The organism is Streptomyces sp. SCSIO 30461, assembly GCF_037023745.1.
In the GTDB taxonomy this organism is placed as follows: Bacteria; Actinomycetota; Actinomycetes; order Streptomycetales; family Streptomycetaceae; genus Streptomyces.
On sequence record NZ_CP146101.1, the window covers coordinates 653474 to 674589 of the forward strand.

The 21116-nt window shown below is 69.5% G+C and carries 22 protein-coding genes, 1 pseudogene and 1 riboswitch; of the genes and pseudogenes, 11 read left to right on the forward strand and 12 right to left on the reverse strand.

All coding sequences use genetic code 11. The features are described from left to right. Positions 1–53 precede the first annotated feature (53 nt). Together V1460_RS03100 and otsB are read left to right on the forward strand one after the other, a co-directional pair. Positions 54–290 carry a DUF3263 domain-containing protein gene (locus tag V1460_RS03100; protein ID WP_338671970.1) on the forward strand — a complete coding sequence of 79 codons (237 nt, stop codon included), beginning with the start codon at positions 54–56 and terminating at the stop codon, positions 288–290. Positions 291–300: 10 nt separating this feature from the next. Further along, positions 301–1161, forward strand: coding sequence for a trehalose-phosphatase (gene otsB / locus V1460_RS03105; RefSeq protein WP_338671971.1), 861 nt, complete (start codon positions 301–303; stop codon positions 1159–1161). Here the strand turns inward: otsB and V1460_RS03110 are convergent. The 3 genes from V1460_RS03110 to V1460_RS03120 all read right to left on the reverse strand — a co-directional run bounded on the left by V1460_RS03110 (position 1099) and on the right by V1460_RS03120 (position 4084). Further along, positions 1099–2601, reverse strand: a complete 1503-nt coding sequence (locus V1460_RS03110; RefSeq protein ID WP_338671972.1) for a trehalose-6-phosphate synthase — start codon at positions 2599–2601, stop codon at positions 1099–1101. The genes otsB and V1460_RS03110 overlap by 63 nt on opposite strands. A 70-nt stretch (positions 2602–2671) precedes the next feature. Next, complete coding sequence (locus V1460_RS03115; RefSeq protein ID WP_338671974.1) at positions 2672–2893, reverse strand: hypothetical protein; 222 nt, start codon at positions 2891–2893, stop codon at positions 2672–2674. A 237-nt stretch (positions 2894–3130) separates the two neighbouring features. Beyond that, positions 3131–4084: a glucosyl-3-phosphoglycerate synthase gene (locus V1460_RS03120; protein ID WP_338671975.1), complete on the reverse strand. Its 954-nt coding sequence runs from the start codon at positions 4082–4084 to the stop codon at positions 3131–3133. Between the two features lie 213 nt (positions 4085–4297). Continuing rightward, positions 4298–4456: riboswitch (SAM riboswitch) on the forward strand. A 17-nt stretch (positions 4457–4473) separates the two neighbouring features. Between V1460_RS03120 and thrC the strand changes: the two genes are divergently transcribed. The 4 genes from thrC to groL all read left to right on the forward strand — a co-directional run bounded on the left by thrC (position 4474) and on the right by groL (position 8895). Then, a complete protein-coding gene (gene thrC, locus V1460_RS03125) occupies positions 4474–5781 on the forward strand; it encodes a threonine synthase (RefSeq protein ID WP_338671976.1) in 1308 nt (435 codons plus the stop codon). Continuing rightward, the gene (locus tag V1460_RS03130; RefSeq protein ID WP_338671978.1) at positions 5778–6056 is read left to right on the forward strand and encodes a MoaD/ThiS family protein; all 279 of its coding nucleotides are present in this window, start codon (positions 5778–5780) and stop codon (positions 6054–6056) included. Before thrC ends, V1460_RS03130 begins: the two co-directional genes overlap by 4 nt. 595 nt (positions 6057–6651) lie before the next feature. Further along, positions 6652–6855: a cold-shock protein gene (locus V1460_RS03135; protein ID WP_009339379.1), complete on the forward strand. Its 204-nt coding sequence runs from the start codon at positions 6652–6654 to the stop codon at positions 6853–6855. A 417-nt stretch (positions 6856–7272) separates the two neighbouring features. Beyond that, complete coding sequence (groL, locus tag V1460_RS03140; protein ID WP_338671979.1) at positions 7273–8895, forward strand: chaperonin GroEL; 1623 nt, start codon at positions 7273–7275, stop codon at positions 8893–8895. A gap of 126 nt (positions 8896–9021) precedes the next feature. On the opposite strand, the gene V1460_RS03145 is transcribed toward groL, so the two are convergent. After that, positions 9022–11046, reverse strand: a complete 2025-nt coding sequence (locus tag V1460_RS03145; protein WP_338671980.1) for a PAS domain S-box protein — start codon at positions 11044–11046, stop codon at positions 9022–9024. A gap of 430 nt (positions 11047–11476) precedes the next feature. Between V1460_RS03145 and V1460_RS03150 the strand changes: the two genes are divergently transcribed. Continuing rightward, a complete protein-coding gene (locus V1460_RS03150; protein ID WP_338671981.1) occupies positions 11477–12505 on the forward strand; it encodes a S66 peptidase family protein in 1029 nt (342 codons plus the stop codon). Between the two features lie 541 nt (positions 12506–13046). Here the strand turns inward: V1460_RS03150 and V1460_RS03155 are convergent. The 7 genes and pseudogenes from V1460_RS03155 to V1460_RS03185 all read right to left on the reverse strand — a co-directional run. Next, on the reverse strand, positions 13047–13196 hold the full coding sequence (locus V1460_RS03155; RefSeq protein ID WP_338671983.1) for a hypothetical protein: 150 nt from the start codon (positions 13194–13196) through the stop codon (positions 13047–13049). 45 nt (positions 13197–13241) lie between these two features. Beyond that, positions 13242–13448 carry a hypothetical protein gene (locus V1460_RS03160; protein ID WP_338671984.1) on the reverse strand — a complete coding sequence of 69 codons (207 nt, stop codon included), beginning with the start codon at positions 13446–13448 and terminating at the stop codon, positions 13242–13244. Continuing rightward, the gene (locus V1460_RS03165; protein WP_338671985.1) at positions 13438–14898 is read right to left on the reverse strand and encodes a hypothetical protein; all 1461 of its coding nucleotides are present in this window, start codon (positions 14896–14898) and stop codon (positions 13438–13440) included. The genes V1460_RS03160 and V1460_RS03165 overlap by 11 nt, the downstream gene beginning before the upstream one ends. A gap of 512 nt (positions 14899–15410) precedes the next feature. Further along, positions 15411–16448, reverse strand: coding sequence for a hypothetical protein (locus V1460_RS03170; RefSeq protein ID WP_338671986.1), 1038 nt, complete (start codon positions 16446–16448; stop codon positions 15411–15413). Beyond that, the gene (locus V1460_RS03175) at positions 16445–16969 is read right to left on the reverse strand and encodes a SigE family RNA polymerase sigma factor (protein ID WP_338671988.1); all 525 of its coding nucleotides are present in this window, start codon (positions 16967–16969) and stop codon (positions 16445–16447) included. The genes V1460_RS03170 and V1460_RS03175 overlap by 4 nt, the downstream gene beginning before the upstream one ends. A gap of 674 nt (positions 16970–17643) precedes the next feature. Continuing rightward, positions 17644–17826 (reverse strand): DUF397 domain-containing protein, encoded by a 183-nt coding sequence (locus tag V1460_RS03180; protein WP_338677873.1) that lies wholly within the window; start codon positions 17824–17826, stop codon positions 17644–17646. Then, positions 17815–18096 (reverse strand): annotated as a pseudogene (locus tag V1460_RS03185) (helix-turn-helix domain-containing protein); the annotation flags it as partial. The gene V1460_RS03180 and the pseudogene V1460_RS03185, both read right to left, overlap by 12 nt. A gap of 111 nt (positions 18097–18207) precedes the next feature. Here V1460_RS03185 and V1460_RS03190 point away from each other — a divergent pair. The 3 genes from V1460_RS03190 to V1460_RS03200 all read left to right on the forward strand — a co-directional run bounded on the left by V1460_RS03190 (position 18208) and on the right by V1460_RS03200 (position 19213). Beyond that, positions 18208–18423 (forward strand): hypothetical protein, encoded by a 216-nt coding sequence (locus V1460_RS03190; protein WP_338671989.1) that lies wholly within the window; start codon positions 18208–18210, stop codon positions 18421–18423. Beyond that, positions 18423–18656, forward strand: coding sequence for a hypothetical protein (locus V1460_RS03195; RefSeq protein ID WP_338671990.1), 234 nt, complete (start codon positions 18423–18425; stop codon positions 18654–18656). Before V1460_RS03190 ends, V1460_RS03195 begins: the two co-directional genes overlap by 1 nt. A gap of 101 nt (positions 18657–18757) precedes the next feature. After that, entirely contained in the window at positions 18758–19213 is a 456-nt protein-coding gene (locus tag V1460_RS03200) for a PIN domain-containing protein (protein ID WP_338671991.1), read from the forward strand. A gap of 60 nt (positions 19214–19273) precedes the next feature. Here the strand turns inward: V1460_RS03200 and V1460_RS03205 are convergent, their stop codons facing one another. Then, the gene (locus V1460_RS03205; RefSeq protein WP_338671992.1) at positions 19274–19831 is read right to left on the reverse strand and encodes a flavoprotein; all 558 of its coding nucleotides are present in this window, start codon (positions 19829–19831) and stop codon (positions 19274–19276) included. Positions 19832–20195: 364 nt separating this feature from the next. On the opposite strand from V1460_RS03205, the gene V1460_RS03210 reads away from it, so the two are divergent. Next, positions 20196–21005: a putative protein N(5)-glutamine methyltransferase gene (locus tag V1460_RS03210; protein WP_338677875.1), complete on the forward strand. Its 810-nt coding sequence runs from the start codon at positions 20196–20198 to the stop codon at positions 21003–21005. Positions 21006–21116: the final 111 nt, after the last annotated feature.

A 21116-nucleotide genomic window follows, 5' to 3' on the forward strand; every position in this document is an offset into this window, starting at 1 on the left:
CGCGGGGTGGGCACCCCGTGAACGATCCGCGAGCGCACCGTTATCGTGCTCGTATGACCGACGCTGGCCCTCTCACCGAGCGCGACCTCGCCGTGCTCGCCCTGGAGCGGAGCGACTGGCCCGCGCCCGGGGTCAAGGAGCGGGTGATACGGGAGCGGCTCGGGATGTCGGCGACCAGGTACTACCAGCTGTTGAACGCGCTCCTGGACGATCCCCGCGCGGCCGAACACGACCCCGTGACCGTGAACCGGCTGCGCCGGATCCGCGACGCGCGGCGGGAGCGCCGCTAGGGTCGGGGCCATGGGCAGCCACCCGCATGACGCCGAAGCACTGCCGGAGCCGCGTACCCCCGCAGGGCGTGACGCACTCGCCGCGATCATCGACCGGCCGCAGGACACCGCCGTCGCGTTGGACTTCGACGGCACTCTCGCCGAGATCGTGCCCGACCCCGAGCAGGCACGTGCCCACCCCGGCGCCGTCCCCGCGCTCGCCGCGCTCGCACCGCGGGTCGGGTCCGTTGCCGTGCTGACGGGGCGTCCGGCGGGTGTCGCCGTGCGGTACGGGGGCTTCGCCGGGGTCCCGGGGCTCGAACACCTCAGTGTCCTCGGCCACTACGGCGCCGAGCGCTGGGACGCCGTCAGCGGGGAGGTGCGCGCTCCCGCCCCGGACCCCGGTGTGGATGCCGTGCGCGCGGAGCTGCCCGGAGTGCTCGACGCGGTCGGCGCCGCCGGACGGGGCAGCTGGATCGAGGAGAAGGGGCGAGCGGTCGCCGTCCACACCCGCCGTGCCGATGACCCCGAGGCCGCGTTCGAGGCGCTGCGCGCTCCGATCGCCGAGTTGGCGTCCCGCCACGGGCTGATCGTCGAGCCGGGCCGGCTGGTTCTCGAGGTGCGTCCGCCCGGCGTGGACAAGGGTGTGGCGCTCACCGAATACGTACACGAGCGGCGGGCCGGAGCCGTGCTGTACGCGGGCGACGACCTGGGCGACCTCGCCGCCTACGCCGCCGTCGGGAAACTGCGTTCCGACGGGGTCCCGGGGCTCCTGCTGGCCAGTGGGACCGAGGTCCCCGAACTGGCCGAGCGGGCCGATGTCGTGCTGTCAGGGCCGGCTGCGGTCGTCGGCTTCCTCGCCGCTCTCGCCGAGCGCCTCAAGCTCCGCTAGCTGGTCCAGGAACCACTGCTGCGGCGGCAGTGCCGTCGCGGCGGCGGCAAGGCGCTTGCCGCGCTCGGCCCGTTCCTCGTCCGGCATGGTCAGCGCCCGGTGCAGCGCGTCCGCCGTACCGGTGACGTCGAACGGATTGACCACCAGCGCGTCGTCGCGCAGCTCCGCCCAGGCGCCGGCCTCACGCGACAGCACCAGCGCGCAGCCGGTGTCCGAGACGACCGGGACCTCCTTGGCGACCAGGTTCATCCCGTCCCGGATCGGATTGACCAGCGCGACGTCAGCCATCCGGTACGCGGCCAGCGAGCGCGCGAAGTCGTCCTTGACGTGCAGGATCACCGGGGTCCAGCCGGGGGTGCCGTACTGCGCGTTGATCTCCTCCGCGACCCGGGAGACCTCCGCCGTGTAGTCGCGGTAGACCGGCAGGTCCTGGCGGGACGGATAGGCGAACGCGATATGCACCACGCGCTCCCGCCACTCGGGGTGCTCGTCCAGCAGCGCCCGGAACGCCAGCATCCCGCGCACGATGTTCTTGGAGAGCTCGGTGCGGTCGACCCGGACGATCGTCCGGCGGCTGCCGTCCCCGCCGACCTGCTCGCGCAGTGCCGCCATCCGCTCGTCCACGTCCGTCTGCCGCGCTCGCTCCCGCAGGAAGTCCGCGTCCGCGCCGAGACCGTGGACCCCGAGCATGGTCCGCCGCCGGCGGCCTCCGGGCAGCCGGTAGTCCAGGTGCGGCTGGTCGTCCTTGGGCCAGTACGCGGCCACGTCGTAACCCGTGAGCACCGACTCGCAGCAGTTTTCGAAGGCGGCGAGCCAGCGCTGGGTCAGGAAGCCGAGGCGGTTCGCCCCGAGCATGCCGAGCAGCAGCTGCTCGGCGATGTCGTCCGGCAGCATCCGGAAGTATTCGGGCGGCGCCCACGGTGTGTGCGAGAAGTGGCCGATCCGCAGGTCGGGACGCAGCTCCCGAAGCATCCCCGGTACCAGAGCCAGGTGGTAGTCCTGCACCATGACCGCCGCGCCGGGTCCCGACGCCTCGGCCAGCGCCTGTGCGAACGCGAGGTTGTATGCCTCGTACGCGATCCACTGGCGCCGGAACTCCTGGTCGAAGACCGGCTCCAGCGGAGTCTGGTAGAGCATGTGGTGGACGAACCAGAGCACCGAGTTCGCGATGCCGTTGTACGCGTCGGCGTGCACGGCGGCGTCGATGTCGAGCATCAGCACGCCCGGCTCGGCGATCCCTCGGTGCACCGCCTCGCGGTCGCCGTCGCCGAGTGCGGAGCACACCCACAGGGCACCCGCGTCGGGGCCGATGGCCGACAGTCCGGAGACCAGACCGCCGCCGCCGCGCCGGGCGTCCAGCGTGCCGTCCTCACGGAAGGCGTATGTGACCGGACCGCGGTTGGAGGCGACGAGTACCTGCGCCGCGCGCTCGGAGACCATGTCGGCAACCTAGCCCGTGGTGTATCCGCTCAAACGTACAGAGGCCCGGACGGCTCCCCGGCGGGAGCGCTCAGGAGTCCCGGTGACGGCTGCCCCGGGTCGCGACCTTCGCGATCACCCCGGCCGCCGTGATCGTCACGGCGACCCCGCCGAGCAGCCACAACCGCTCGTTCCTGGTGCTGGTCGGGCTGGTCGCGGTGAGCCCGCCTGTGTCCGCCGAGGCCGGGCCCGGGGACAGCAGCACGGCCGCCATGGCGCAGAGCGAGCAGAGAGAAAGGGTGATCAAGGACATACGCGGAGGTTTCAGTGAAATGGTCATACCTCGGAAAGGTAGACAATCTCATCGATCAAGCCGCGCAACGCCGCGCCGGTACCCGGCATCCCGGCGGTGCCGGTACCCGGCATCCCGGCGGTGTGTGGATCTCTGTCCGGACGTGTGGATGTGCGGACCTGCGGACCCGCGTGGGTGCGTGGCTGTACGTCGCCGTACCTGGCCGTGTGCGTCGTCGTATGAGGTCGCTGTCCGCGTTCACGCCGCCCGGTGTGCCGCGTACTCCGTGATCTCCGTCATCGGAGGCCGCTCCTCCGTGTCCACCTCATGCGTCCGCGGTACGAAACCGTTCTCCCCCCGCTCGAACTGCGTCAGCGCCGGCCGCACCAGATGTCCGCGTGACAGACGCAGTTGGGCCGTGCGGTAGATCGCCGCCGCCATCCGTCCCAGCGCCTGCCCGTCCTGGTGCCGGTGCAGTCGCACGCCCACGTCCACCTGGGCCAGTGCGTCGAGGCCGGTCGTGTGCAGCGCGTCCACCAGCAGCCCGAGCTCGACCCCGTAGCCGACCGGGAACGGCAGCCGCTCCAACAGCGAGCGCCGCGCCGCGTACTCCCCGCCCAGCGGCTGGACGAAGCCGGCGAGCTGTGGCCAGTGCAGATTGAGGAGCGGCCTGGCCACCAGCTCGGTCACCCGCCCGCCCTGGCCCGGGGTGTCACCGAGCGGCCGGTCGTACATCGCCTTCACGAACGCCACATCCGGCTCGGTCAGCAGTGGGCCGACGATCCCGGACACGAAGTCCGCCGAGAACTCCCTCAGGTCCGCGTCCACGAAGCACACGATCTCTCCGCTGGTCACCAGGAGGGAGCGCCACAGCACCTCGCCCTTGCCTGGCAGTGCCGGCAGCCGCGGAAGTATCGCGTCCCGGTGCTCGACCCGGGCCCCGGCCTTCGCCGCCACCTCCGCCGTGCGGTCCGTCGAGCCGGAGTCCACCACCACCAGCTCGTCCACCAGCGGCACCTCGTCCGTCATCAGCTCGCGCCGGATGACGCCGACGATCTCACCGACCGTCGCCTCCTCGTTCAGGGCTGGGAGCACCACGCTGACCGTGCCACCGCCGCGGGCCGCGCGCTTCGCGCCGACGAGCCGGTCGAGCGGGCGGTCTGCCACGGACCAGGACCGCCGGGCCAGCCAGCGCTCCACCTCTTCCAGCACGTGATCTCCATCTCTCTGTCTCGCGGATCGGACGATCCGTCTCAGCGCCCCGGGGGGTCGGTTACAGTCTTGAACAACGCGGACGACCATCGCATGCCGATCGCCGCCGAGTGCATCGCGCACACCGCACCGCATAGGGCGGGAGTGCGGGATCGCACCCACCGCGGTCGCGTGCGGCACGCGTCGCTGTCGCATCCGCCGACAATCACATACCGCTCATCCAGAGGGGCAGAGGGAAACGGCCCGTTGAAGCCCCGGCAACCCTCCAGCCGGTCTCGTAGCTCGGTGCCAGCACCGCGGCGCGCGAGGCTCCCGGCTAGGGAAGGTGCCAAATCCGTCTCATGGCGAGATGCGCCATGAGGAAGATGAGGAGAAAGGGCCTCGCCTCCATGGCTGTACAGACAGACGCCACCCCCGAAACCCCCGGCGCTTCCGAGACTTCCCGCACCGTCGACCTGGGCTCCGCCTCCGGGCTCTCCTGTCGCGAGTGCGGCGCGATCGTCCCGCTCGGCCCCGTCTTCGCCTGCGAGCTCTGCTTCGGTCCGCTCGAAGTGGCGTACGACCTGCCCACCGGCGACCCCGAGAGCCTGCGCAAGCGGATCGAGAACGGCCCGGCCAGTATCTGGCGCTACGCCCCGCTGCTGCCCGTCCCCGCCGACGTGGCCGACAAGCCCAATCTGAACCCGGGCTGGACGAAGCTCGTCAAGGCCGACAACCTGGCCCGTGAGCTGGGCGTCACCGGAGGTCTGTATGTGAAGGACGACTCCGGAAACCCGACCCACTCCTTCAAGGACCGTGTCGTCGCGCAGGCCATCGAGGCGGCGCGGGCCTTCGGCTTCACCACCCTCTCCTGCTCCTCCACCGGAAATCTCGCGGGCGCCGTCGGCGCCGCGGCGGCCCGCGCCGGATTTCGATCCTGTGTGTTCATCCCGCACGACCTGGAGCAGGGCAAGGTCGTCATGGCCGCCGTCTACGGCGGCGAGCTCGTCGGCATCGAGGGCAACTACGACGACGTCAACCGCTTCTGCTCCGAGCTCATCGGCGACCCGGCAGGCGAGGGCTGGGGCTTCGTCAACGTCAATCTGCGCCCGTACTACGCCGAGGGCTCCAAGACCCTGGCCTACGAGATCTGCGAGCAGCTCGGCTGGCGGCTGCCCGACCAGATCGTCATCCCCATCGCGTCCGGCTCCCAGCTCACCAAGATCGACAAGGGCCTGCAGGAGCTGATCAAGCTGGGGCTGGTCGAGGACAAGCCGTACAAGATCTTCGGCGCCCAGGCCGAGGGCTGCTCTCCGGTGTCCGCAGCCTTCAAGGCCGGCAACGACGTCGTACGCCCGCAGAAGCCGGACACCATCGCCAAGTCGCTGGCGATCGGCAACCCGGCCGACGGTCCCTACGTCCTGGACATCTGCCGCCGCACGGGCGGAGCCGTCGAGGACGTCACGGACGAGCAGATCGTGGCGGCGGTCAAGCTGCTGGCCCGCACCGAGGGCATCTTCACCGAGACCGCGGGCGGTACCACCCTCGGTGTGGCGAAGAAGCTGATCGAGGCCGGTGCCATCGACCCCTCGCTCACCACGGTCGTCGTCAACACGGGTGATGGCCTCAAGACTCTCGACGCGGTGGTCCCGACCACGGGTATGTCCGCTGTCATCCGCCCCAACCTGGACTCCTTCCGAGAGGCTGGCCTCGTATGAGCGTCAATGTCCGAATCCCCACCATCCTGCGCACCTACACCGGCGGCCGGGCCGAGGTCACGGCGGAGGGCACCACCCTCGCCGAGGTGATCGCCGACCTGGAGAAGAACCACGTCGGCATCGCCGCCCGCGTGCTGGACGACCAGGGCAAGCTGCGCCGCTTCGTGAACGTCTATGTGAACGACGACGACGTCCGCTTCGAGCAGGGTCTCGAGACGGCGACGCCCGACGGTGCCGGAGTGTCGATCATCCCCGCCGTCGCCGGCGGTTGCTGAGCCGCTCGGACGCCTCAAGTCCGGGCTTGGGACCACGGGCTTCGGGACGCTTCCGGACGCCTTCGAGCGCTCCTGGAACGGCCCGTTCCGCGCCCTCGGGTGTCGCGCCCCCGCCGCTTCCGGGCGGCCCTTGCTGACCCTGGATACAGCACGTTCCGTCACCCGGTATGCCCCTTCCGCAAGCTCTGCGGAGGGGGCGATTCCGTTGAGCGCCGCACGGTAGAGTTGGGCTCGTCTCCCCTCGCTGGTTGTGCCGTGGGCATATGAGAATCCTTCTGCCTGCGATAGAAAACAGCCAAAGTGTTCGAGCTAGTTGCGCATTTTGTGTGCTTTGCCCGGCCCGACTTGCCCGGGAACGCTCGGAGTTGAGCATGGTTGCCCGATCGGCCATGCTCAGATTTCTCGTCCGTTTGACCTGTTGCAGAGGGCAGTTGGACAGATACATTCAGCCGCGGTCGACGCGTTCCGGCGCACGTTCATGAGGGTTTCCGGCTGCTTCCGGCATGGGAACTCACGGGAACTCTTCGTGGGCGAGGTCTGACCCGGGTCCGCGAAGTGTGGACCTGTGCAAGGGCCAGTAATAGGGGAGTTAGGCATGGCTCAGGGCACCGTCAAGTGGTTCAACGCGGAGAAGGGGTACGGCTTCATCGCGGTCGACGGTGGTGCGGATGTTTTCGTCCACTACAGCGCGATCCAGATGGACGGGTACCGCACCCTGGAGGAGGGCCAGCGGGTCGAGTTCGAGATCTCGCAGGGTCAGAAGGGGCCGCAGGCGGACATGGTCCGGCTGGCCGGCTGAGCGCCGGACGGAAGAACTGCGCATCACGTCACGGAGGGCCCGTACCTAGGGGGTGCGGGCCCTCCGTGCTGCCCGGGTCCCGGCACTCCGGCGGTCGCCGGGAGGCTTCTTCGGAGCCCGCTTGCTCCCTCCCTTCCCCTGCCTTCGGCGGGGAGGCCCCAACCGACCACCACCCTTATCCGAGGCTTCTTCGAAGCCGCTTGCACTCTCGGGGTCCGAGTGCTAATCATTGGCGTTAGCACTCTACGAGTGAGAGTGACAACGAAGGACCGGGTCGGTGAGGCCCGCAGGCCGCGTGGGGCAAGGAACCACAGGCATGCAGGCCGTCCGTCGCGGGCGCCAGCGCGGTCCCGAAGCAATCCTCCCCCGCAGCCCTCGGGTGCGGGGAGACCCCCAAGTCCGGGAGGACCACTTCACATGGCCAAGATCATCGCGTTCGACGAGGAGGCACGGCGCGGCCTCGAGCGCGGCATGAACCAGCTCGCGGACGCCGTCAAGGTGACGCTCGGCCCCAAGGGTCGCAACGTCGTCCTCGAGAAGAAGTGGGGCGCCCCCACGATCACCAACGATGGTGTCTCCATCGCCAAGGAGATCGAGCTCGAGGACCCGTACGAGAAGATCGGCGCCGAGCTGGTCAAGGAAGTCGCCAAGAAGACGGACGACGTCGCCGGTGACGGTACGACCACCGCGACCGTCCTCGCCCAGGCTCTGGTCCGCGAGGGCCTGCGCAACGTCGCCGCCGGTGCCAACCCGATGGCTCTGAAGCGCGGTATCGAGAAGGCCGTCGAGGCCGTCTCCGGTGCGCTGCTCGACCAGGCCAAGGAGGTCGAGACCAAGGAGCAGATCGCCTCCACCGCCTCCATCTCCGCCGCCGACACCCAGATCGGCGAGCTGATCGCCGAGGCGATGGACAAGGTCGGCAAGGAAGGCGTCATCACCGTCGAGGAGTCCCAGACCTTCGGTCTGGAGCTGGAGCTCACCGAGGGTATGCGCTTCGACAAGGGCTACATCTCGGCGTACTTCGCCACCGACATGGAGCGTATGGAGGCCTCTCTGGAGGACCCGTACATCCTGATCGCCAACTCCAAGATCTCCTCGGTCAAGGACCTGCTCCCGCTGCTGGAGAAGGTCATGCAGTCGGGCAAGCCGCTGCTGATCATCGCCGAGGACGTCGAGGGCGAGGCCCTGTCGACCCTGGTCGTCAACAAGATCCGCGGCACCTTCAAGTCGGTCGCCGTCAAGGCCCCGGGCTTCGGCGACCGCCGCAAGGCCATGCTCGGCGACATCGCCATCCTCACCGGTGGCACGGTCATCTCCGAGGAGGTCGGCCTCAAGCTGGAGAACGCCGGCGTCGACCTGCTGGGCCGCGCCCGCAAGGTCGTCATCACCAAGGACGAGACGACCATCGTCGACGGTGCCGGTGACAGCGACCAGGTCCAGGGCCGCGTCAACCAGATCCGCGCCGAGATCGAGAACTCCGACTCGGACTACGACCGCGAGAAGCTCCAGGAGCGCCTTGCGAAGCTGGCCGGCGGCGTGGCCGTCATCAAGGCCGGTGCCGCGACCGAGGTGGAGCTCAAGGAGCGCAAGCACCGTATCGAGGACGCCGTTCGCAACGCGAAGGCGGCCGTCGAGGAGGGCATCGTCGCCGGTGGTGGCGTGGCCCTGCTCCAGGCCTCCCAGGTGTTCGAGAAGCTGGAGCTCGATGGCGACGAGGCCACCGGTGCCGCCGCCGTCAAGCTGGCGCTTGAGGCCCCGCTGAAGCAGATCGCCGTCAACGCCGGCCTTGAGGGCGGTGTGGTGGTGGAGAAGGTGCGCAACCTGACCCCGGGCCACGGCCTGAACGCCGCGACCGGCGAGTACGTCGACCTGGTCGCCGAGGGCATCATCGACCCGGCGAAGGTGACCCGTTCCGCGCTGCAGAACGCGGCCTCCATCGCCGCGCTGTTCCTCACCACCGAGGCCGTCATCGCCGACAAGCCGGAGAAGGCCGCTGCGGCTGCTCCGGGCGGCATGCCGGGCGGTGACATGGACTTCTGATCAACCTGAACGCTCTTCGAGCGATGGTTGGTCAACCGTCCTGAAACCGAGGGCGGCACCCCACTCCCCGGGGTGCCGCCCTCGGGCGTTTCCACGATCCGTCCGCTGACCCGACGGTGCGTCCACTCACCCGGCGGCGAGCTGCGACGATGACGGCAATGCGGCCTCCAGCGGCAGCGTGAACCAGGTCGTCTTGCCGTCGTCGTTCGGCCGCACCCCCCAGCTCCCGGCGAGCGTGTCGACCAGGATCAGCCCCCGGCCGGATTCGTCGTCCGCGTCGGCGATGCGCGGCTGCGGCAGATGGTGGCTGCTGTCGCTCACTTCCACCGTCAGCTCCGTGGTGTTGCGGCGCACGCTCAGCCGCACCGGGCCCTGCCCGTGCCGGATGGCGTTGGTGACGACTTCGGACACCAGCAGCTGCGCGTTGTCCACGAGGCCGTGAAGGCCCCAGGCACGCAGCGATGCGGTGAGGAACGCACGCGCCTTCGACACCGAGGTGGCGGTGGCGGCGAGTTTGGTCGATGCCGTGGCCAGGGGAGCGGCGGGGAGCTGGGCGATGAGCAGGGTCACATCGTCGTGGTGGTGCTCGGTGGCGGGCAGCACGGAGGCGAGCACGTCGTCCACGGCGTCCTCAAGTCCGGTCGTGGACGCGAATGCCTTGTCCAGCGCGTGGACCAGCGCGTCGAGCTGGTCCTCGATATCGCCTTCGGGCGTCTCTATCAACCCGTCCGTGAACAGGACGAGGCTGGAGCCGGGCGCCACTGCCAGGGTGGTCTGCTGGTGGAGGTGGTCCCCGACCCCCAGCGGCACGCTCACCGGCGCGTCGAGCGCGTGTACCGGCAGGCCAGGCTCGGCGACCAGGGCCGGCAGATGGCCGGCGGAGCACACGGTCACCTCGCCCGCGTCCGGTGCCAGCACCAGATAGCAGCAGGTGACCAGTTGGTCGGGGCCGTCCAGCTCGGCGACGATGGCGTCCAGTGACTGCATCAGCTGCCGTGGCTGCATTCCGGTCTTCGCGAGTGCGTGCGCCGCCGAGCGCAACTGCCCCATGATGGCTGCGGCTTCGAGGCCCCGCCCCATCACGTCGCCGATGAGGATGCCGACCCGTCCGGCCCCCAGCGGCACGAGGTCGAACCAGTCGCCCCCCACACCCGCGCCCTGTGTCGCCGGCAGATAGCGGCTGGCCGTGGTGAGCCCGGGGACGGCGGGCGGTGTGCCCATCAGACTGCGCTGGAGGGTCAGCGCGACATGCCGCTGCTGCTCATACAGCGCGGTGAGCTGGTTCTCGGCCGTCTTGCGTTCGCTGACGTCTCGTACGGCGGCGGAGACGAGGAGTCCGTCGGTGGTTTCGAGTGGGCTGAGGCTGATCTCGACGGGGAACTCGGTGCCGTTCTTGCGCAGGCCGTGGAGTTCGAGACCGGCGCCCATGGGGCGTACCTGTCTGTTGTCGGTGTAGCCGTTGCGGTGGGTGGCGTGGTTGTCGCGGAAGCGGTGGGGTACGAGGATCTCGACGGGTCGTCCCAGCAGTTCTTCACGCTGGTAGCCGAAGAGGGCCTCGGTCTGGGCGTTGACGAGGCGGATGGTCCCGCCGTCGTCCACGATCACCATCGCGTCCGGCGCCGACTCAAGTAGCGAACGGAACCTTTCCTCCGCCGCCTTGCGTTCGCTGACGTCTCGTACGGCGGCGGAGACGAGGAGTCCGTCGGTGGTTTCGAGTGGGCTGAGGCTGATCTCGACGGGGAACTCGGTGCCGTTCTTGCGCAGGCCGTGGAGTTCGAGACCGGCGCCCATGGGGCGTACCTGTCTGTTGTCGGTGTAGCCGTTGCGGTGGGTGGCGTGGTTGTCGCGGAAGCGGTGGGGTACGAGGATCTCGACGGGTCGTCCCAGCAGTTCTTCACGCTGGTAGCCGAAGAGGGCCTCGGTCTGGGCGTTGACGAGGCGGATGGTCCCGCCGTCGTCCACGATCACCATCGCGTCCGGCGCCGCTTCCAGCAGCCCCCGGAACCGCTCCTCCGCCGACCCGGGCGGGGCTTCGCTCTGCGGGACCGAGGCCCCCGTCCGCTCCCGGTTCCCGCACTGGCATACCGGAGTCTCCAGGGCCGACTTTGCTAGGTCGGACTCCAATGAGACTGACGCGGTGAAGCCTTCCATACTTGCCTCCAGGACGGATACTGCCGACTACGGTGCCCACGACTGCCGTATCCGGACCATCCCAGCGCAGTTCGTTCCGGTGTGCCGCAGGGAGTCCGATTCTGATCGGCACTGATTCGGTTCGTGCAGCAGCATGCGTTGGCCTGAACTTCTGGTGCACGTCGGTGGCTTGATCTCGCTGTTCCGCTCGGTCCGTCCTCCGCCGGTGCGGTGCCGCGGAGCCGGGTGCCCGCCCCCGATGTCCGCCGGACTCTTCCCTCGGTGAGCCCGAACGGGACCGCTGGCAGCGGCTAAGGACTTCGACGTCACCGAGCGCGCCCCGCCGTGTCCTCGGGACGTCCGCGCCCCCGGAGCCCGTAGCCCCGCGAGCCGGATCCCGGCAGCGAAACCCGATGGCCTTCGGGCCTGCCGCCCTGCCAGAATCCGGCATATGTCCATTCGCTATCCGCGCCCCCTGCGCCCCGGCGACCGCATCGGTGTCACCTCCCCGTCGAGCGGAGTCCCGAAGGAGCTGAACGAACGCCTGAACGTCGCCGTCCGATACGTTCAGGCCCGGGGATACGAGGTCGTCACAGGCAGGTGCATGGACGGCTCCGGGCACGCCAGCGCCTCGGCCGCGGATCGCGCCGACGAGCTGATGTCGATGCTGACCGACCCCACCATCAGGGCCGTCGTGCCGCCGTGGGGCGGTGAGACCGCGATCGACCTGGTACCGCTGCTGGACTGGGACCGGTTGCGGGCGGCGGAGCCCACCTGGGTCGTCGGCTACTCCGACATGTCGACCGTGCTCACACCGCTGACGCTGCTCACCGGCGTGGCGACCGTACACGGCAACAACCTCATGGACACGCCCTACCGGGTGCCCGAAGGGCTGCGATCGTGGCTCGATATCGTCGCGGCTCCAGCGGGCCACCGTTTCACCCAGACCCCGCCCGGTCGCCACCGGACCGTCGGCTTCGACGACTACGCGATGTTTCCCGAGGCGCGCGACTACACGCTCGACGCCGTCGGCACGTGGACCCGGCTCGACGGGGACGGGGAGGTGCGAGCCGAGGGAAGGCTGATCGGCGGCTGCATCGAGATCCTGTGCAACCTCGCGGGGACGTCCTACCTCGACACGTCGGCCTTCGCCGACAGCACGTCACCGGACGGACTCCTCGTCTATGTGGAGGCGTTCGGCCACGATGCCTTCAGCATCTGCCGCAACCTCCACGGAATGAGGCTCGCCGGCTTCTTCGACCGGGCGAACGCGGTTCTCGTCGGCCGGACCCAGGCGCCGGACAGCCCTTCCCTCAGCCAGCACGAGGCCGTCATCGACGCACTCGGAGCCCTCGATGTGCCGATCATCGCGAATGTCGAGTGCGGCCATGTGCCGCCCTACATGCCCATCGTCAACGGAGCGCTCGGCCGTGTCGTCCACTCGCCGAGCCGGAGCGAACTGACGCAGGTCCTGGACTGAGGCTTCCGCATCCGCCTTCCTCCTTGCGGTTCGGGTCACCGATGATCCAGCGGTTCCCGACCAGTTCCAGCGGCCCCAGGTGCTGGCACGATCCCCCGTAGGCCGTATGGTCGAGTGGCCCGAAGCCTACGTGGTGGCCGGATGCCGGCGGGAAACCGTCCGCTTGCCGTATCCCGGTTCGGCCATCGGGTGCTCGGGCCCGTGCGCGGGCAGGGACGTCGAACCGAACTGGCTGTCAGTCATCGGATCGCTCCTTGCGATCTCGGCGGTCAAGCCCCGGCTGGTGCTCGCGCACCATCGGGGCCTGTTCGGATGCGGCACAGCCAGCCCCTGATGGCCATACGTTGCAAGTGCATCGCGCAAAGTCAACTCCCGGGATGGGCGTACGGGCTGAAGCTATTCGATCATTGCGTCAAAGCAGGGCCCGAGTGCCGAAGCTCAAGTTTCAGGGCGTACGCGAAAGCACTCGGACGATGCACGAAAGAAGCCGGGGCTGCGCGTCTCGCGCAGCCCCGGCCCTTCGCTCGGGACTCGGAAGCGTTCAGTCGGTTGCCGCTGTCAGGCCCGGGTCGGGGTCCTCGCCGACCGGGGTCGTGGTGGTGGTGCTGCACTCAGGATCGCCGGGGCAGTTGCTGTTCGGTGCGGTGGCGGTGACGTTGTTCACCAGTTGGTCGTCCGGCTCGACGGTCACCGAGTAGGTGATCGTCGCGCTCTGGCCCGGCTGGAGGCCGCCGAGTCAGACGATCTCCGGCGCCTCATAGCTCATCCCGCCCGTGGACGCCTGAGCGTCGTTGTTGTACGTGGCGTTGTCGACCACGTCGGACAGGTCGTCCTCGGGCCGGACTCCGGTGGCCGGGTTGGTGCTGGTGTTGGTGACCCTGAGGGCGTACGTGACCACACGGCCGCCCTCGACGTCACGGACCACGGCGACGTCACGGACCACGGCCGCCCTCGACGTCACGGACCACGGCGGTCTTGACGACCTCAAGGGTGGACGGGGCGGGCGGCGTCGTGACGGGTGTGTCGGTGAAGGTGCAGAGCACGGCCACACCGCGGCCGTCGCCGGACGCCGGGACGGTGTACTGGAACGAGCTGCCCGTGCCCTGGGTCAGCAGCGCGTTGCCGTGCGCGGTGTCCACGCACTCGTAGGTGGTGGTGTAGTCGGCCGGGTCGGCGCCGTTCGCCGGTTCCTGGGTGAAGTCGTAGGTCGCGCCCGCGACGCTGGGGAGCGGTCCTGCCATCTCCTCGGGGGTGTTCTGCGGGCCGGGGTCCGCGCCGGTCGTGGTGCCGGAATTGCCGGAGGTCACTCCGTTTCCGGTGATGGTGACCGTGAACTGGTCGTTCGGCTCGGCTCGTCCGGGGCGGTCCACCTGGGAGGCGACGTTGGGTCCGTACGAGCAGTTGCCCGCGTCGACCGGGGTCGGGTCAGTGTCGGCCGGGGCGGTCATCTGCGTGCTGGAGACCAGCGCCCCGCTGTTCGGGTTGATCTTGAAAAGCTCACCGGCCGGGGTCACTCGGGCCCGGGTGGTGTACAGGTAGCCGTCCGCGCCGAGGGTGACGCCGTACGCGGCGCCGTCGGGCAGGTCGGCGAGCAGGTCCGCCGTCAGCGCGATGTTGCCGGGGATGGCGGGCAGGTCCTCGTTGATCCGCACCAGTGCCGAGTTGATCCCGCCGGGGGCGAGGTTCTCCGGAGTGGAGATGACCATGTACAGATTGCCCGCGGAGTCGAAGACCATGTCGCCGGAGCTGCCGTTGAACCGCGGGTCGGTCAGCGTGCCGACGGCGCCGATGCTGACGTTGTTCACGGTGTCGAACGCGTAGATGACCTGGGTGGTCGGGCGGTTCGAGTCGGCCGGGTTCTCCGCGGAGTGGGAGTAGTAGAACCAGCCGTTGGTCGGGTTCATCGCCCCGCGCACGGTCTCCCGCGCATCGTCGTCGCCCACCTTGGCCGCACCGGCGTACATGGTGGTGGTGTTGGTGTTCAGATCGAGCTGGAACACGGTCTGCGTCCCGGTACCGGAGTCCTCTTCCTCGGACACCGCCCAGGCGATCGTGCCGCCGGGCATCATGCCGAGCCCGTTGACCGCGACCCCGGCAGCGGGGGTGAAGTTCCCGATCTCGGTCCTTGCGCCACTGCCCAGATCCACCTGCTGTACCGACGTGCCCTCGGATCGGCCCCTGGGTCCGGCGAGGATGTAGACGTTCTGCGCCAGGCAGTCGGCGGGTAGGGCGCGGGTGGTGGTGCCGCTCTGCCCGGCGGCCGCATGAGCCGCTCCGGCTGCCATCGCGGTCGGCATGCCACCGGCCACCTGGAGCAGAACCGCACATGCCGCTGCGGCGACCAGTCGAGACGCGGTTCGCCTGCGGGCTACGGTGCGGGTTTGTAGTGTCATCAGGTTGGAGCTCCGTTCGGTGCCGGGTCGATCATCCGCTGATAGCCGAAGAACCAAGCTGTTCGCGGGTTATCCGGCCGGAAAGATCATGAACGGACAAGTCGATCCAGCGCCTTAAAACACGCAGATAACGCAAATCCGGCATATGTCATATAGGGCATCCTGGAGTTGTGTCCTCCCAGGTCAGAGTGCCGCCAACGGGCCTCGTATGTCCCCCGACCGGACGCCGCCGCACGGGCCATGGTGACGCGTCCCGTCACTCCATGCCGTGAAGGCGACCTGTAGGCTCGTCGGTCGGTAGGATCAACGGTTCTGTGATTTCCAGGGGGTTGAGCAGAGCCGCTCCACTCTCGTGTCCCGGGCCGGGTTCCGCCGCGGCCGAAACGAGGGCAAGGTCGTCGCCCGCCGCGAGCGCGGCCTCTGCCCCCGTTCTGGACGAACCCTTCTGCGGGACGCTGCGGGGCCTTGCCGAGCAAGTGGTGCGCATCCCAGGCCCGCTGTCGCAACACGCTTCACGGGGTACCTTCCCGCGCGATGCGCCGAAGTGCCTCAAGGCCGTCCCGGCAGCGCTTGAGGTCGCCGGCCTCGAAGTCGTCCACGCGGTGGTAGGCGTAGCCGCCTTCCTTCAGTACCTGCTTGTCCTGTGCGTTGATCCGAGCACCCTCCACCACGGCGGTTTCGCGGTCTTCCGAGAGCTTGATGAAGGCAGGACCGGGCCGGTCGTTCGTGAGAAGCGCGAAGGCCTTCGGGCCACCAAGATCATCGGACTTCCACAGGCCGCCGCCGAACACGATGTAGTTCGCGCCGCAGACCGAGTTCCAGTCGTAGACGTACCGGACGCCGGGCTCCGGGTCGCGAGGGCCGACCGTCGCGGCGAATGCCTCGGAGTGGCGGCGCTCCGGCTCCCTGTCGAGGCACTCCGGCTTCGCGGTGCCCGGCGCCGGTCGAAAGATGATCTCGGTGGTGTCGGCGTTCGGCATATCGGCTTCGAAGATCGCGAGGTCAGGCTCGGCGCGGTCGTTGATGCCGGTCTCCCAACGTATGAAGCCCCTCATGCGGTCCGCGTCCGCATCCCAGGAGAGGGCGGAGGAAGCCTGCTCCGCTTGCCACACGCGGCCACCGAACACGGCGTACTCGAGACCGCAGGCTCGCGAGAGGTCGTAGCGGTAACGGACACCGTCCTCGGCCTTGCGCGGGCCGGTGTCCAGGGGGCCGCCATCCGCCGATGGAGGCTGCGGCGGGCGGTCCCCCCAGCCGGGGGTGACGCGCGAGGCCAATTCATCGCCGCTCGGTCCGCGGACGGACGCGGCGATGGACGGGCCGGCGATCGGGGCTCCGTTGTCGGTGCCCACCGGCTTCCAGCCAGTGCCCACGACGACTCCCGCCGCCACGAGCATCGTCGCCGCTCCGGCGGCTAGTGACCGGCGTCGGTGGCGGACCCGCCGGGCCCGGGCCACCACCGCTGCCACGGGCGCCGCGCCTCCCGTGCCATCGGCTTCCGCCAGTTCTCGCAGGCCCTGCCGGATCTCGTACTCGTCCTGCTCGATCATCTCGTGCCCCTTCCCGCGTACCCGGCAAGCGCGCCCCCGGCGCGCAGCCGCTCCAAGGCCCTGTTGGTGCGGCTCTTGACCGTCCCGGGCGAACAGCCGAGCAGGTCGGCCGTCTCTTCCACCGACAGGTCCTCGTAGAAGCGCAGCACCACCACGGCCCGCTGGGCGCGCGGCAGAGCTGCCAGGGCGCGGCTCAGTTCGAGCCGGGCTTCCGCGCTGCCCGCCATGTCGTGTGTGTCCGGGGTGCTGCCCCGCTCCGTGCGGATGACTTCCGTGTGCCAGCGGCGCCTGCGCCAGGTCGCGTACAGATGCACCACGGCCTTGCGGGCGTATGCCTGAGGCGAAGCCCAGGACGCAGAGCGGCTCCAGCGCAGATACACCCGTACGAGCGCGGCCTGTACGAGGTCCTCGGCAGTGTGCGGATCTCCCGTCAGCAGACGGGCCGTGCGCAGCAGTGAGCTGTGTGCCGCGACCACGAAGTCCGAGAACTCCGCGTCCCGATCCGAACCACCGTCACCCACGAACCACTCCCCCTGAGGGCGCGAGTCCCCTGCGGACCCCTGCCACCCACTCGACAACGTGGCCCCTTCAGGAGGTTCCATCGGGGCCTGGAGCGCCGCGCCGAACCTCCCCGGTGGCAGCCCCGGCGTGACGAAGTGAGGAACTGACGCCCGGCCCGGGGGCAGACTCGCCGTGGGGGCCGGTCGGTGCCACCCGTCGGCTGCCGTCTGCGGTGCGCCGGAGCATGCACCCGTCAGCTGTCGTCGCGTTCGATCAGCACGGCCGACCCGTCCAGGATAATTGAAGCCCGAACTCCCAGGCCTGGTCACCTCCGCCCGACTCGGCCACCGAGGAGAAGGCGACACTCAGGGCGGGGAAGCGATCGGCATGCGCGCCGCGCCGGTCTGCCCGACTAAGGGCTGTCCCGTAATCCCCGGCGGGCGCGCGACGACAGCTACGGCACTCCCCCTGTCTTCGCCGGGAGGTGCCCCCACGCTGCGTTGTCGAATCGCCCGAATACACCCAGTATGCGGGCGACCCTCCGCCTTGCGTTGCGTCCCCTCGGCCCCAAGGGCCGGGGGAGACCCCATACACCTGACGCCGCGCTCTGATCCACCGCGGATTACGGGACAGCCCTTACGCGGCATGCCCCCGGATCGTGTGAACCGGAGGCATGCGGGTGTCGCTGCTCTGCTCAGGAGTGCTTGACGTCGGTGACGAACGCGGTCCAGGCGGCGGCCGGGAACACCAGCTTCGGGCCCTCGGGGTCCTTGGAGTCGCGGACGGGGACGATACCGGGGTGGTCGTCGGCGACTTCCAGGCAGTTGGCGCCGCTGCCACCGCTGTAGGAGGACTTGCGCCAGCTGGCGACCTGGATGCAGTGGTCCGGATACTTCGACCTGCCGGAAGCCGTGCAGTTGCGCTCGAAGAACCCTCCCGTGCCGAGCCTCTCGTCGAGCCTGCGAGCGAGGCCCAGCTGTATCCGCCGGGTGCCCACCTCAAGCTGCCCGATGAAGGTGGCGCTCACATGGAGGAGGTCGCCGAGCTCGCGCTGGCTGAGGCCCGCACGCTCACGGAGATGTCTCAACTCCGCGCCGATCAGGGCCCGAGGCGAAGCGAACGGGTCGAGGCACTTCGGACCAGGCATGTCAACTCCCTGTCACGCAGGTGGGGTTGTTTGGCCGCCAATACTGGCCAGGCTATCCCTCGGCCCGCCACGCTGTGTACGGAAAGCGAACACCCAGAGTGGAGGTATCCGATGGACGTCCCACCGGCAGACAGAATCCGCGCGGCGGAAGAGGTCGTCGCCCAACTGAGGGCCGAGCTCGACTCGAAGGGAGTGACCCTGCCGTCCATCCGGGTGGACCTGCTGTCGCTCACCAGCGAGGAGGGCGGCTACCCGCTGGTCGACCTGGGCCGCTGCAACCTGGACACCGCGCTGCGCCTCGCGGCCGTCCTGTACGAGGTCCGCTGATGGACGCTCTCCCGCCATTGCCGCCCCGCTTCCGCCGCGGGGACTTCGCCGTCGACTCCCGCGACGGACGTATCGGCCGCGTCATGGACGCCGCGGGCCCCTATGTCCAGCTCCGCCCCCCGGGCGGCGGCCGGGAGTGGGACTGCCCGTCCGAGGCGTTGCGGTCCGCGACGCCGGGGGAGGTGCTGCGGGCTCGCGTCAGGGAGGTCAACCGGGAGGGGCGGCTGCCGTGAGCGGGTACGCGGTGCCGGGCCCACCGCGTCGAACTCGCGAGGAACTGGAACATAGAGGGAGCCGAAGCCGCACATCGTGCGGATAAGGAGACTCACTCTCAGTGAGCGAATATCTGCTTGATTCGTCCGCATTGTGGCGTCTGCTTCGCGACGAGCGTCTCCGCGACGAGCGTCTCCGCTTTGCCTGGCAGGAGACCGCCCTGGACGGCGCCGTCCGTTCTTGCCATCCGCAGCGGGCGGAGTTCCTTCGTTCGGCGCGCGACCTGAAGGAGTACGAGGAGCGCAGCGCCATGTTCGCCGAGCTGTACGCGGACGCCCCTGTTCCCGAGGGCGCGGCGCAATGGGTCGGTGGAATCCGACGCCGTGCTGCCGAGAATGGTGCACACCAGGCGCTGTCCGCCGTGGACCTTCAGATCAGCGCGACAGCTGCGCACCTTGGCCTGATCGTTCTGCACGATGACGAGGACTTCGTGACCGCTGCCAGATTCGCCGTCGAGCTCCAACAGCACAATGCCCACGATGGACCGCGACGCGGAGGTGCGCGGGCAGGCTGGTGAAGCACGCTTCGACATCGCTGCGGCCACAGCAGCATGCCGAGGAGGACGGAAGCCAGGGGCTTACGGCCGGCCGGACAGGTGGGGAGCGATCAGCTCCAGAGCCTCCTCCCAGCGGAAGCTGTCGGCCACACCGTCCGCCTTCGGCGGGTGCGGTTCGTGGGAGCCGATGAGGACCCCCATCTCGCGCAGCCTGTCCAGGCTCTGCCGGTATGCCGGGTGAGCGGCTTGGGCGGAGTTGAGGTAGGGCAGGGCGGCGGTGGGGATGCCGAAGCCGTACGCCTCGCACAGAATGCCGAGCGCCAGGGTGTCGGAGATCCCGGCCGCCCACTTGTTGATCGTGTTGAACGTGGCAGGAGCCACCACGATCGCGTCAGCGGGCGGGAGCGGGCGCGGGTCGCCCGGGGAGCGCCAGGCGGAGCGGATCGGGAAACCGGTCTGGGACGCGACGGCCTGGGCGTCTATGAACTTCAGCCCCTGCGGTGTGGCGACGACCCCCACATCCCACTGCCTTCCCTGCGCGGCGCTGATCAGCGTGCCGACATCGTCCGCGATGCCGGACGCGCACACGACCACGTAAAGGAACGGCTTCTTGGCCTGGCGGCTTGGTCGATCACTCACGGGGGCTCCCAACTGGCGGCTGACGGGGTGCGGTTCAGGCGGCAGCGTACGGCGGGCGGCCCGCGGGGCTCGCACCCCGCTCATGGTCATGCGGCTCTCGTGGCGCATGTGTGGTGGTTTCAGCAGGTGAGCCCCGGTAGAGTTTGCCTCCCGTTGTGCCATGACCGGAAAGAGGAGGTGGGACCCATTACCGCTGTTGCAGGCCGGGTGCTCGCCTCTGTGCCGTCGCCGCCGCTGTCGTCGTAGGCGGTCGAGGGAGCCCCGCTCGGTATTCCGAAAGGCTTCCGACTCCGTGTCACTCACCTCTGTTCCCGGTTCTTCTCCCGACTCGCCCGCCGCCGCCGCCGCCACCGCCGTCGCCGCCATCACTGCCCGGCTGCGTGCCGCCGGCTGTGTCTTCGCCGAAGACGAGGCGGCACTGATCCTGTCCACCGCACGCACCCCTGCCGAACTCACCGCCATGGTCGAGCGGCGCGCCGAAGGCCACCCCCTGGAACACGTACTCGGCTGGGCCGAGTTCAGCGGATTGCGGATCGCCGTGGAAGCCGGGGTGTTCGTGCCCAGGCGCCGTACGGAGTTCCTCGTACGGCAGGCACTCGACGCCCGCCCGGACGCGACCCTCGTCGTGGACCTCTGCTGCGGTACGGGCGCGGTGGGAGCCGCACTCGCGGCCGGCCTGGACGGTGAGGTGGAACTGCACGCCGCCGACGTCGAACCGGCGGCGGTGCGGTGCGCCCGGCGCAACGTGGAGGCGTACGGCGGGCGGGTGTACCAGGGTGACCTCTTCGCGCCGCTGCTCGGTGAGCTCCGGGGACGGATCGGCATCCTCGCCGCGAACGTCCCCTACGTACCCACCGGGGACGTCCAACTGCTGCCTGCCGAAGCCCGGATGTACGAGCCGCTGGTCGCGCTGGACGGCGGTGCGGACGGGCTCGACGTGCTGCGGCGGGTGACGGCTCAGGCGCGGTCGTGGCTGGCGCCGGGCGGGTGCCTGCTGTTCGAGACGAGCGAACGGCAGGCGGCGGCGGCGGTGGACGCGGTGGCGAGCGGGGGGCTGGTGCCGAGGGTCGCCACCTCGGATGAGTGGTACGCGACCGTCGTCATCGGGTCGCGACCCGCCGAACCCTTCAGCGGACGCGATCCGAGGAACCGCTCGTCGGGTGCAGCCTGCTGATCGGGCACCCCTTCTGCGGTCACGGGGAAGGGGGCGACAGGGGGGCGCGAACGGGCCCGGACCGGCCGGGGGCCGGGCCCGTCTCACGGGCCTTACGGCGAGACACGGTCT

Bases quoted from the DNA above. Each gene is read 5' to 3' on its own strand.
- V1460_RS03145 (WP_338671980.1), bottom strand. From the start codon at position 11,046: ATGGAAGGCTTCACCGCGTCAGTCTCATTGGAGTCCGACCTAGCAAAG.
- thrC (WP_338671976.1), top strand. From the start codon at position 4,474: ATGGCTGTACAGACAGACGCCACCCCCGAAACCCCCGGCGCTTCCGAG.
- V1460_RS03130 (WP_338671978.1), top strand. From the start codon at position 5,778: ATGAGCGTCAATGTCCGAATCCCCACCATCCTGCGCACCTACACCGGC.
- V1460_RS03170 (WP_338671986.1), bottom strand. From the start codon at position 16,448: ATGATCGAGCAGGACGAGTACGAGATCCGGCAGGGCCTGCGAGAACTG.
- V1460_RS03135 (WP_009339379.1), top strand. From the start codon at position 6,652: ATGGCTCAGGGCACCGTCAAGTGGTTCAACGCGGAGAAGGGGTACGGC.
- V1460_RS03165 (WP_338671985.1), bottom strand. From the start codon at position 14,898: ATGACACTACAAACCCGCACCGTAGCCCGCAGGCGAACCGCGTCTCGA.
- V1460_RS03115 (WP_338671974.1), bottom strand. From the start codon at position 2,893: ATGTCCTTGATCACCCTTTCTCTCTGCTCGCTCTGCGCCATGGCGGCC.
- V1460_RS03100 (WP_338671970.1), top strand. From the start codon at position 54: ATGACCGACGCTGGCCCTCTCACCGAGCGCGACCTCGCCGTGCTCGCC.
- V1460_RS03195 (WP_338671990.1), top strand. From the start codon at position 18,423: ATGGACGCTCTCCCGCCATTGCCGCCCCGCTTCCGCCGCGGGGACTTC.
- V1460_RS03150 (WP_338671981.1), top strand. From the start codon at position 11,477: ATGTCCATTCGCTATCCGCGCCCCCTGCGCCCCGGCGACCGCATCGGT.
- groL (WP_338671979.1), top strand. From the start codon at position 7,273: ATGGCCAAGATCATCGCGTTCGACGAGGAGGCACGGCGCGGCCTCGAG.
- otsB (WP_338671971.1), top strand. From the start codon at position 301: ATGGGCAGCCACCCGCATGACGCCGAAGCACTGCCGGAGCCGCGTACC.
- V1460_RS03110 (WP_338671972.1), bottom strand. From the start codon at position 2,601: ATGGTCTCCGAGCGCGCGGCGCAGGTACTCGTCGCCTCCAACCGCGGT.
- V1460_RS03190 (WP_338671989.1), top strand. From the start codon at position 18,208: ATGGACGTCCCACCGGCAGACAGAATCCGCGCGGCGGAAGAGGTCGTC.